This window comes from Burkholderia sp. AU4i (assembly GCF_000466765.1).
In the GTDB taxonomy this organism is placed as follows: Bacteria; Pseudomonadota; Gammaproteobacteria; order Burkholderiales; family Burkholderiaceae; genus Burkholderia; species Burkholderia cepacia.
The window spans coordinates 1-10,859 of record NZ_ASSI01000319.1; the positions used below are offsets into that span (position 1 = coordinate 1).

Sequence of the window (10,859 nt, forward strand, 5' to 3'; positions counted from 1 at the left end):
CCGTGCCGCCCGCGAGCGCCGCGGCCGCCGCGAGCCCCTGCGCGGCGCGCAGCAGGTCGACCGCAAGCATCGACGGCGCGAACGCGAGCGCGACCGACATCAGCGTGAAGCCGCCGACGCCGATCGCGAACACGCGCTTGCGGCCGAACTGGTCGGCCAGCGCGCCCGCCGCCATCAGGCAGCTGCCGAACGCGAGCATGAACGCGTTGGTGATCCAGTTCATCGCGACCGTGCCGCCGTGCAGGTCGCGGCCGATCGCGGGCGTCGCGACCGCGCCGCCCGAAAACGACAACGGCAGCGCGACGGCGGCCATGCAGACGGCGGCCAGCACCCACGCGCGCCGGCGTGCCGACTGCGTCGATGCGGCTGAAAAAGGCTGATCCATCATCGCTCCTCAAAAGGCCGGCGCGGATGCGCCGTCAGAGCGACAGACGATAAATCCGATTCAATCGAAGAAAAACCACGCGAAGTTCCGCATATACCGGACTAGAATTCCGCAATTCACTTCACAGCGCATGTCGCCGTGCGCGCTTCGATTCGATGGAAAACCTGTCCGGCATCGTCGCGTTCGTCCGCACCGCCGAAGCGCTGAGCTTCGTCGCGGCCGGCCGCGCGCTCGGCATCTCGGCGTCGGCGGTCGGCAAGACGATCGCGAAACTCGAACAGTCGCTGGGCGTGCGCCTGTTCAACCGCACGACCCGCCGCGTCACCCTCACCGAAGAGGGGCGCCACTTCTACGAACGTTGCCAGCGGATCCTCGAGGATTTCCGCGACGCGGAAGCGACCGTGACCGCGTCGGCGCAGCGCCCGCGCGGCAGGCTGCGCGTGAGCCTGCCGGTGATCGGCTACCGGTTCCTGCTGCCGGTGCTGCCCGAGTTCCGGCAGCGCTACCCGGACGTCGAGCTCGATCTCGATTTCAACGACCGGATGGTGGATGTCGTCGAAGGCGGCTTCGATGCGGCGATCCGCAGCGGCCCGCTGTCCGATTCGAGCCTGATGTCACGGCGGCTCGGCCCGTTTGCGTTCGTGCTGTGCGCGACGCCCGCGTATCTCGCGCGGGCCGGCACGCCGCGCACGCCGCGCGATCTCGAAGCGCACGAATGCGTGCGCTACTGCTTCCCGACCACCGGCAAGCTGCAGGACTGGGCACTCGCGGCCGCCGACGGCACGCCGGCGAAGCTGCGCACCGCACTGACCTGCAACAACATGGAAGCCCTGCGCGGCACCGTGCTCGCGGGGCTCGGCATCGGCTACATGCCCGACTTCCTCGCGCGCGACGCGCTCGAACACGGCACGCTCGTCACCGTGCTCGACGACTACCGGATCGCGCCGGGGCAGTTCTCGATCGTGTGGCCGTCGAGCCGGCAGTTGTCGCCGAAACTGCGCGTGTTCGTCGATTTTCTGTGCGAGCGGCTGTTCAGGTAGCCGGGTAGCGGGCGCCTCGACAGCCACCCCTCGTGCCGCTCATGCCGCTCGAACGGCACGCACCCCGCGATGCGGGAGCGGCCCGCGTGCGACCGTTTTCAGTCCGCCCCGATCCGCTCCGCTTCCGCCTGCGGCAACAGCGCATCGCTGTCGTCCTTCAGCCCGACGCCCGTCAGCTGGAGCCTGCGCGCATGCGTCATCAGGTAATGCAGCTTGTGCGCGGCCGCCGCGTACGGCAGCCCTTCGGGCCGCACGTTCGAGATGCAGTTGCGCAGCGCGTCGTGGCAGCCGACCTTCGGCGCCCACGTCAGGTACACGCCGAGGCTGTCCGGCGAGCTGAGCCCCGGCCGTTCGCCGATCAGCATCGCCACGACCTTCGCGCGCAGCAGCTCGCCGATCTCGTCGCCGAGGGCGACGCGCGCCTGCGTCGCGACCACCACCGGGCCGATCCGCCAGCCGTCCGCGTCGAGGCGCGGCCGAACCGCCTGCAGCAGCGGCAGCGCCTGCTTCGCGGCCGCGAACGCCGAGAGCCCGTCGCCGACCACGAACACGACATCGGGCGCATCGTCGAGCGCCGCGCCGTAACCGGCGAGCAGCCCGCGGCTGTCGTCCGACAGCTTGCGGCCGAGATCGGGCCGGCGCAGATAGTGGTCGCGGTCCGGCGCGGCGCTCTGCACGCCGAGCGTCGGCAGCAGGCCGGCCGCCTCGATCTCGCGCCGCAGCGCGTCCGAGTCGAGCGGCTGGTGCACCGCGTCGCGCGCCTGCGCGTGCGACAGGTTGAAGGCCAGCAGCGGCGCGGTCGGCAGGCTGTTGCCCGCGCGGCCGAGCGCGATCCGCGCGTTCGTGAACGACTTCAGCTGGCCCCACGGATTCTTTTCGACGGCGTCGCTCATGCCGAAATCCCCATCCAGTCGTTCGCGCCCGCGAGCAGCGGCACGCGTGAGCTCGCGGCGCGCAATGCACCGTGCGCGTCGGCGATCTCCATCGTCTCCAGCCACTCCTCGAATTCCGGCGCGCGGCGCAGGCCGAGCACCTCGCGCACGTAGAGCTGGTCGTGGAACGACGTGCTCTGGTAGTTCAGCATCACGTCGTCCGCGCCCGGAATCCCCATGATGAAGTTGATGCCGGCCGCGCCCAGCAGCGTCAGCAGCGTGTCCATGTCGTCCTGGTCGGCTTCCGCGTGGTTCGTGTAGCAGATGTCGCAGCCCATCGGCACGCCGAGCAGCTTCCCGCAGAAGTGATCCTCGAGCCCCGCGCGGATGATCTGCTTGCCGTCGTACAGGTATTCGGGCCCGATGAAGCCGACCACCGTGTTCACGAGGAACGGCTCGAACTTGCGCGCCACCGCATACGCGCGCACTTCGCAGGTCTGCTGGTCGACGCCGAAATGCGCGTTGGCCGACAACGCGCTGCCCTGGCCGGTCTCGAAGTACATGAGATTGTTGCCGACGGTGCCGCGCTTGAGCGACAGCGCGGCCTCGCGCGCCTCGCCGAGCAGCGCGAGCGAGATGCCGAAGCTCGCGTTCGCCTTCTCGGTGCCCGCGATCGACTGGAACACCAGATCGACCGGCGCGCCCTTCTCGACCGCCGCGATCGTGTTGGTCACGTGCGTGAGCACGCACGACTGCGTCGGCACGCCGTAGCGTTCGCGGAACCCGTCGATCATCGCGAGCAGCTTCACGATCGCCGCGAGGCTGTCGGTGGCCGGGTTGATGCCGATCATCGCGTCGCCGCAGCCGTACATCAACCCGTCGAGCATCGACGCGGCGATCCCCTTCACGTCGTCGGTCGGGTGGTTCGGCTGCAGCCGCACCGACATCCGGCCCGGCAGCCCGACCGTGTTGCGAAAGCGCGTGACGACGCGACGCTTTCTCGCCGCGGCGATCAGGTCCTGGTTGCGCATCAGCTTCGACACGGCGGCGACCATCTCGGGCGTGAGGCCCGGCGCGATCCGTTCGAGCGCCGCGCCGTCGGCGGCGGGCGACAGCAGCCAGTTGCGGAAATCGCCGACGGTGAGATGCGAGATTTCCGCGAACGCCGCCGCATCGTGATCGTCGACGATCAGGCGCGTGACCTCGTCGTCTTCATACGGGATCACCGCCTCGTTCAGGAACGCCTTCAGCGGCACGCCCGCGAGCGCGATCTTCGCGGCCACGCGCTCCTCCTCGCTCGCCGCCGCGACACCGGCGAGCTGGTCGCCGGAACGCAGCGGGCTCGCCTTCGCGAGCAGCGTCTTCAGGTCCGCGAAACGGTACGTGCGCGGGCCGATCGTCTCCGTATAGGACATCGTGCGAGTCTCCTTGCCTTGCCAAAAGCCGACGGCGCGCCCGTTCGACGGGGCGCGCCGGATGCCGTCAGGAACGGCCGTTCACCTTCACCTGCTCACTCCTCCACCAGCGCGTCGCCCGGCGCGCTCTCGCGCTGCGAACGCGTCGCGAGGAAGTACGCGTAGCCGACCGCGAGGAAGCCGACGAACACCAGCGCGACCAGCCCGTTGAAATACACCATCGTAGCGAGGCAGACGAGCGCCGCGAGGATCGCGAAGGCCGGGAAGATCGGGTACAGCGGCGCGCGGAACGGCCGCGCCATGTTCGGCTGCGTGCGGCGCAGCTTGAACAGCGACGCCATGCTCACGATATACATCACGATCGCGCCGAATACCGACATCGTCACGATATTCGCGGTCAGCGTCTGCCCGCCGAACTGGATCAGCTCGTCGCTGTAGATCGCCGCGATGCCGACCACGCCACCCGCGAGAATCGCGCGGTGCGGGGTCTTGAAGCGCGGATGCACCTTGCCGAGCCACTCCGGCAGGTAACCTTCGCGGGCCAGCGCGAAGATCTGGCGCGAATAACCGAGGATGATCCCGTGGAACGACGCGACGAGGCCGAACAGCCCGAGCCACACGAGCATGTGCATCCAGCCGCTGTTCGCGCCGACGATGTACTTCATCGCCTGCGGCAGCGGGTCGTTGATGTTCGCGAGCTTGGTCCAGTCGCCCGCGCCGCCGGCGAACACCATCACGCCGATCGCGAGTGCAACGAGGGTCAGGATCCCCGCGACGTACGCGATCGGGATCGAGCGCTTCGGGTTCTTCGCCTCTTCGGCGGCCATCGCGACGCCTTCGATCGCGAGGAAGAACCAGATCGCGAACGGGATCGCCGCGAACATCCCGTGGAACGCGCCCAGGCTGAAATGATCGGCGCCCGACCAGCCGCCCTTCATGAAGTTGCTCCACGCGAAGCCCGGCGACACGACGCCCATGAACACCAGCAGCTCGAAGATCGCGAGCAGCGTGACGACGAGCTCGAAGGTCGCCGCGATCTGCACGCCGACGATGTTCAGCGCCATGAACACGAGATACGCGCCCATCGCCGCATGCTTGGGCTCGAGGCCCGGAAACTGCACGTGCAGGTACGCGCCGATCGCGAGCGCGATCGCGGGCGGCGCGAACACGAATTCGACAAGCGTCGCCGCGCCGGCGAGATAACCGCCGGTCGGGCCGAACGCGCGGCGCGCATACGCGAACGGGCCGCCCGCGTGCGGGATCGACGTCGTCAGCTCGGTGAAACTGAAAATGAAGGTCGTGTACATCGCCGCGACGAACAGCGCGGTGACGACGAAACCCAGCGTGCCGGCGCTCGCCCAGCCGTAACTCCAGCCGAAGTATTCGCCGGAGATCACGAGGCCGACCGCGATGCCCCACAGTTGCCAGGTCCCGAGCGTCTGCTGCAGCGCGGGCTGGCCGGACGACTTGGCGCCGGCTGCGGGCCGGCCATTCGACTCTGCTTTCATCGGACTCTCTCCTCAAATGCGCCGGGCCTGGCGGCCTGCGCGACTGAGAATCGATGCTAGAGAGTCATTAAACGACGTGTTATCGAAATTCGGCAAAGATCGCGGCTGACATTTCGCTGACGGAAACGCCTGTTCCGGGCTTGTGTGGCCTCCCGCTGCGCGAAAGGCACCGACCGGGCCCGTCCCGCTGCGACCGCCGCCGCCGGCCGCACGAAGCGGCCGGACGGGCGATCGACGCGAAAGACTTATTGCCCACCGCCGCGCTGGTTGAACCAGCGGTCGAGCAGCTTGCCGGCCGCTTCGCGGCCGCCGAGGCCGAACGACAGCGCCACCGCCACCGCGATCGCACCCAGCACGAGGCCGAACGCGAGCTGCACGATCTCGTTCGCGATGCCCATCGCGCGCAGCCCCATCGCGAACACGAGGCCGAGGATCGCGAATTGCGCGATGCGCGCGAACAGCACGCTGTGCTCGCGGTCGGCCTGCTCGATCACGCGGCGCGCGAGGCCCGCGAGCCACACGCCGATCACGAGGATCACGCCGCCCATCAGCACGTGGCCGCCGAATTCGATGAACAGCGTGACGACGTCGCGCACCTGCGAGAAGCCGAGCCGGTTCGCCGCTTCGACCGACGCGAACAGCATCGCGAAGAACACGATCAGCCGCGCCACCAGCACCGACGGCTGCAGGATCCCCGAGAACACGCGTTCGACGCCGAGCACGGCCGGGAGCCCGTCGGCGCCCGCGGCTTCCAGCAGCTTCTGCGCGAGCGACGCGACGAAGCGCGCGAAGTAGAACGTCACCAGCACGATCACGATCGCCGCGACGATGTCCGGCACCGCGCCGAGGAACTGGTTCAGCATGTTGGTGGCCGGCACCGAGATCGCGTCGATCTTCAGCGCGTCGAGCGCGGAGATCAGCGTCGGCACGAACACGAACACGTAGACGACCGTGCCGATCAGGCTCGACACGCGCACGGGCGTCGGGCTGTCGAGACGCTGCGTGAGGCGGTCGGCACCGGCGGCGACGAGCAGGTTCGTCACGAGGCCGCGCAGCACGCGCGCGACGATCCAGCCGACGATGCCGATCACCGCGGCCGCGAACAGGTTCGGCACGATCGCGAGCAGCTTGTCGACCATCCCCTGCACGGGCGTCAGCAGCCCCGACAGCGCGAACGACGCGAGGATCGCCGGCAGGAACATCAGGATCACGAGCCAGAACAGCACGTCGCCGAGATAACCGCTCATCGGCTGCAAGCCGGCGCCTTCGGACAATTTGTCGTCGATCTTGCTCGCCTTCAGCGCGCGGTTCGCGAGGCTGCGCAGCAACGACGCGATGAGCCACGCGATCAGCGTCAGCGCCGCGCCGCCGATCAGGTTCGGCAGGTAGTTGACGATGTGGGTGACGAGCAGCGAGAACGGGTTGGAGACCGCATACAGGTTGAGCACGTTGAAGATGCCCACCGCGGTGACCAGCAGCACGAGCCAGAACAGGCCGCCGGCGATGATGCGCTCGACGCATGCGCCCTGGCCGGTGCTTTCGCTGATCCGCTGATCGACCTTCAGCGCGCCGAGCAGACGCATCGCGCCGGCCCGCACCACGACGGCGATCAGCCAGCCGATCACCAGGATGCCGATCGCGCCGGCAATCTTCGGCAGATACCCCCCTAGCGTGGTCTGCAGCGACGTGATGAAGCTGGAAGCATCCATTTCTTCTTCTCCCGAAAACGTGGTGTTGCGATTGGACATCGACGAACTACCTGCGTACTTCGAAAAGCGTGCTGCCCCGACGGAGCAACTTACCCGAGAAAAATGACGCGATCACCCGATTTCACCGTCTTTAACTTTAGTCATAGATCGCAGAGGGGCAAGACCCCATTTCGTCAAAATGAAAAAGGGCCTGACGGGTCGGCGCGCCTGCGTATTTCCGCAAGATTTATCAATTCGCACCGTGCTACCGTGGCGTCGGTTCCTGCCCGGATACGCCGATGACCGTCGAAACGAAACCCGACCAGCCTGCCTGGGCCCGCTACGCGGCAAGCGTGGCGCGCGTCCACGAATACATCCGCGCGCACCTCGACGGCCCGCTCGACCTGAACCGGCTCGCCGAAGTCGCGTGCCTGTCGCCGTATCACTGGCAGCGCGTCTATCGCGCGCTGTACGGCGAATCGATCGTGCTGACGGTGCGGCGGATGCGGATCGTGCGCGCATCCGAGGATCTCGTGTGCACGGCGCGGCCGATCGACGAGATCGCGCGGCGCGCGGGCTACGGTTCGACGCACGCGTTCGCGCGGGCGTTTCGCGACGCATACGGTGTGCCGCCCGCGCAGCACCGGCGCACGGGCAGCCACCGGCCCATCTATCCACTACAGAGAGGAGAGGAAGACATGTTCAAGCATGAAGTCGAAATCCGGCGGCTGCCGGAACTGCGTGGCTACGCGGTGGCGCACACGGGCGCGTACCTGAAGGTCGGCGACGCGTTCGGGCGGATCGGCGCCTGGGTCGGGCAGCACGGGCTGATCGGCCCGGGCGCGAAGATGATCGGCATTTTCTACGACGATCCGGACACGACGCCCGAAGCGCAGCTGCGCGCGAAGGCGTGTTTCATGCCGGCCGACGGCGCGCCGGACGTCGAGCCCGTGCCGCCGGTCGAACGCGCGACGGTCGCGGGCGGCGAATACGCGGTGCTGCTGCACACGGGGCCGTACGCGGACCTGAAGACGGCCTACCAGTGGCTCTACGGCGACTGGCTGCGTCATTCGGGCCGCGAAGCCGCCGACGCGCCGCCGTTCGAGCTGTACCTCAACACGCCGATGGATGCGGCGCCGGCCGACCTGCGTACCGAGATCTACCTGCCGCTGCGCTGATCGAAGGGTGCGTCGTGGAGCCGTGTATCTGGACGGACCGCGACGATATTGCCGGCGCGAGCAGGCCCGGGACGATATCGGGCAGGCCGGTGCGCCGGCCGTCGAACGAAGCGCGCCGGCCGGTGCTTTTGCGCAGCCGGCACGAACGCGCGGACAGCTTCAAGCCGCCTGCGTCCCGCAGCCGGGACAGAACCGCGCGTCGGCCGCCAGCGCCGCATGGCAGCGGCTGCAGGCCTTGCCGCGTTGCGCCGCGCCACACTGCGCGCAGAAGCGCGCATCGGCCCCATTGAGCGCGCCGCAGCCGGCGCACGCGAGCTGGCTCAGCGGCACGTTGCCGCCCTGGCCGCCTCGCCCGCCACTGGTGTCGGCCAGCGCCTGCCAGCCCCAGCCGTGGCGATCGCGGCCGCGCGCATCGTGGCCGCCGTATGCGTCCCGGCGCTGCCCGCCGTGATGCTCGCCTCCGCCGCCGTGGCCGCCATTGCCGTGGCCACCGCCGTGGCCGCCCAGGATTCGCTTCAGAAAGCTCATCGCCCGCTCCTCAACGCTTGGCCTGCGTACCGCCGAACGCCCCGGAGGACGACAGCAGCCGCAAGCCGTTGGCCACGACGATCAGGCTGGCGCCCGCGTCGGCAAAGACCGCCATCCACATCGTGCCGAGCCCCGCGACCGTGAGGCCGAGGAACACGACCTTCACGCCGAGCGCGAAGCCGATGTTCTGCACCAGGACGCGATGCGTCGCGCGCGACAGCCGCACGAACGCGGGAATCTTGCGCAGGTCGTCGTCCATCAGCGCGACGTCGGCCGTCTCGATCGCCGTATCGGTGCCCATCGCCCCCATCGCGAAGCCGATGTCGGCACGTGCGAGCGCCGGTGCGTCGTTGATCCCGTCGCCGACCATCCCGACCGCGCCCGCGCCGCCGGCCGACAGCTCCTCGACCGCCGCGAGCTTGTCTTCCGGCAACTGGTTGCCGCGCGCGTCGTCGATGCCGGCCTGCTTCGCGATCGCCTGCGCGGTATGCGGGTTGTCGCCCGTCAGCATCGCGGTGCGGATGCCGAGCGCGTGCAGATCGGCGATCGCTTCACGGCTCGTGTCCTTGATCGTGTCGGCCACCGCGAAGATGCCGAGCACGCGCGCTTCGTCGACCAGCACCACGACGCTCTTGCCCTGCCGCTCGAGCGCATCGAGCTTCGCTTCGAGCGCCGTCGAGCAGCGTTCGAGCTCCTCGACGAGCCGGTGGTTGCCGAGCCAGTAGCGCGTGCCGTCGATCGTGCCGCGCACCCCGCGCCCGACGATCGCTTCGAAGTCCTGCACATCGGTGAAGGCCGTCGTGCCGGCGTCACGGGCCGCGGCGGCGATCGCCTGCGACACCGGGTGATCGGAGCGGGCCGCGAGGCTCGCACCGAGGTGCCGCACCCGCACCGCATCGGCATCGGTCGCATGCAGGTCGAAGTCGGTCTGCACCGGCTTGCCGTGCGTGATCGTGCCGGTCTTGTCGAGCGCGAGCCAGGCGAGCTTGCGCCCTTCTTCCAGATAGACGCCGCCCTTCACGAGAATCCCGCGTCGCGCCGCGGCCGCGAGCCCCGACACGATCGTCACCGGCGTCGAGATCACCAGCGCACACGGGCACGCGATCACGAGCAGCACCAGCGCACGGTAGATCCAGTCGTGCCACGCACCGCCCATGACGAGCGGCGGCACCACCGCCACCAGCAGCGCGACCGCGAACACGATCGGCGTGTAGACACGCGCGAACTGGTCGACGAAGCGCTGCGTCGGCGCCTTCGCGCCCTGCGCCTCCTCGACCGCGTGGATGATCCGCGCGAGCGTCGAGTTGGCCGCCACCGCCGTCACGCGGTATTCGAACGAACCCGATTCGTTGATCGTGCCCGCGTACACGGCGTCGCCGGTCGCCTTTTCGACGGGCAGGCTCTCGCCGGTGATCGGCGCCTGGTTCACCGTCGAGCGGCCGGCGACGACCTCGCCGTCCAGCCCGATCCGCTCGCCCGGCTTCACGCGCACGACCGCGCCGAGCGCCACCTGCGCGGCCTCGATCGTGCGCCACGAGCCGTCGGCGTCCTGCACGGTCGCGGTGTCCGGCGCGAGCTGCATCAGGCCCTGGATCGCATTGCGCGCGCGGTCGAGCGACTTCGCCTCGATCAGCTCGGCAATCGTGAACAGCACCATCACCATCGCGGCTTCGGGCCACTGGCCGATCGCCATCGCCCCCGTCACCGCGATGCTCATCAGCGCGTTGATGTTCAGGTTGCCGTTGCGGATCGCGATCCAGCCCTTCTTGTAGGTGGTGAGCCCGCACGCGAGTACCGCGGCGAGCGCGAGCGCGGCCGCGAGCCACACCGGCAACCCGGCCCACGTCGCGCCCTCGGATGCGATCGCGGCGACGCCGGCCAGCGCCAGCGGCCACCACGGCTTCGCGGGCGGCGGCGCGGCGGGCGCTGCCGGTGCGTCGGCCGACGCGGCTTCCGGCGTCATGCCGAGCGAGCGGATCGCGCTTTCGATCGCCGGCTGCGCGCCGGGCACGTGCTCGACGCTCAGCATCCGCTGCATCAGGTTGAATTCGAGCGCCGAGACCTGCTGCATCCCGCCGAGCTTCTTGCGGATCAGCGTTTCCTCGGTCGGGCAGTCCATCTGCATGATCCGGAACGCGGAGCGAACGTGGCCCGACGCGGTCGCCTGCGCGACCGGCAGCGGCGCGAGCGTCAGCGCGGCAGGCGCGCAGCAGTCGCCGGCCGCGTGGTCGTGGTCGTGGTCGTG

The 10,859-nt window shown here is 69.1% G+C and carries 9 protein-coding genes; 2 read left to right on the plus strand and 7 right to left on the minus strand.

The features are described 5' to 3' along the window. Positions 1-385: MFS transporter (locus tag L810_RS41570; RefSeq protein WP_042978299.1), on the minus strand; the 385-nt coding region annotated here is incomplete at its 3' end. Positions 386-540: 155 nt separating this feature from the next. Between L810_RS41570 and L810_RS41575 the strand changes: the two genes are divergently transcribed. Then, positions 541-1,425, plus strand: coding sequence for a LysR family transcriptional regulator (locus L810_RS41575; RefSeq protein WP_021164099.1), 885 nt, complete (start codon positions 541-543; stop codon positions 1,423-1,425). A gap of 98 nt (positions 1,426-1,523) precedes the next feature. Here L810_RS41575 and eutC read toward each other — a convergent pair whose 3' ends face one another. From eutC to L810_RS41595, 4 genes are all read right to left on the minus strand, one after another. Further along, a complete protein-coding gene (gene eutC / locus L810_RS41580) occupies positions 1,524-2,318 on the minus strand; it encodes an ethanolamine ammonia-lyase subunit EutC (RefSeq protein ID WP_021164100.1) in 795 nt (264 codons plus the stop codon). Then, positions 2,315-3,712, minus strand: coding sequence for an ethanolamine ammonia-lyase subunit EutB (locus L810_RS41585; RefSeq protein WP_021164101.1), 1,398 nt, complete (start codon positions 3,710-3,712; stop codon positions 2,315-2,317). The genes eutC and L810_RS41585 overlap by 4 nt, the downstream gene beginning before the upstream one ends. A 95-nt stretch (positions 3,713-3,807) precedes the next feature. After that, positions 3,808-5,220, minus strand: coding sequence for an ethanolamine permease (gene eat, locus L810_RS41590; RefSeq protein WP_021164102.1), 1,413 nt, complete (start codon positions 5,218-5,220; stop codon positions 3,808-3,810). 245 nt (positions 5,221-5,465) lie between these two features. After that, a complete protein-coding gene (locus tag L810_RS41595; RefSeq protein WP_042978300.1) occupies positions 5,466-6,929 on the minus strand; it encodes a mechanosensitive ion channel in 1,464 nt (487 codons plus the stop codon). A 278-nt stretch (positions 6,930-7,207) separates the two neighbouring features. Here L810_RS41595 and L810_RS41600 point away from each other — a divergent pair, with 278 nt between their 5' ends. Beyond that, the gene (locus L810_RS41600; RefSeq protein ID WP_021164104.1) at positions 7,208-8,086 is read left to right on the plus strand and encodes an AraC family transcriptional regulator; all 879 of its coding nucleotides are present in this window, start codon (positions 7,208-7,210) and stop codon (positions 8,084-8,086) included. Between the two features lie 159 nt (positions 8,087-8,245). Here L810_RS41600 and L810_RS41605 read toward each other — a convergent pair whose 3' ends face one another. Together L810_RS41605 and L810_RS41610 are read right to left on the minus strand one after the other, a co-directional pair. Next, positions 8,246-8,614: a zinc ribbon domain-containing protein gene (locus L810_RS41605; RefSeq protein WP_021164105.1), complete on the minus strand. Its 369-nt coding sequence runs from the start codon at positions 8,612-8,614 to the stop codon at positions 8,246-8,248. 10 nt (positions 8,615-8,624) lie between these two features. Next, a partial coding sequence (locus L810_RS41610) for a heavy metal translocating P-type ATPase (protein WP_051392399.1) occupies positions 8,625-10,859 on the minus strand: 2,235 nt, incomplete at its 5' end.

What these genes read in the sequence shown, in the direction of transcription:
- eat (WP_021164102.1), bottom strand. Translation starts at nt 5,220, where the DNA reads ATGAAAGCAGAGTCGAATGGCCGGCCCGCAGCCGGCGCCAAGTCGTCC.
- L810_RS41605 (WP_021164105.1), bottom strand. Translation starts at nt 8,614, where the DNA reads ATGAGCTTTCTGAAGCGAATCCTGGGCGGCCACGGCGGTGGCCACGGC.
- L810_RS41600 (WP_021164104.1), top strand. Translation starts at nt 7,208, where the DNA reads ATGACCGTCGAAACGAAACCCGACCAGCCTGCCTGGGCCCGCTACGCG.
- L810_RS41585 (WP_021164101.1), bottom strand. Translation starts at nt 3,712, where the DNA reads ATGTCCTATACGGAGACGATCGGCCCGCGCACGTACCGTTTCGCGGAC.
- L810_RS41575 (WP_021164099.1), top strand. Translation starts at nt 541, where the DNA reads ATGGAAAACCTGTCCGGCATCGTCGCGTTCGTCCGCACCGCCGAAGCG.
- L810_RS41595 (WP_042978300.1), bottom strand. Translation starts at nt 6,929, where the DNA reads ATGGATGCTTCCAGCTTCATCACGTCGCTGCAGACCACGCTAGGGGGG.
- eutC (WP_021164100.1), bottom strand. Translation starts at nt 2,318, where the DNA reads ATGAGCGACGCCGTCGAAAAGAATCCGTGGGGCCAGCTGAAGTCGTTC.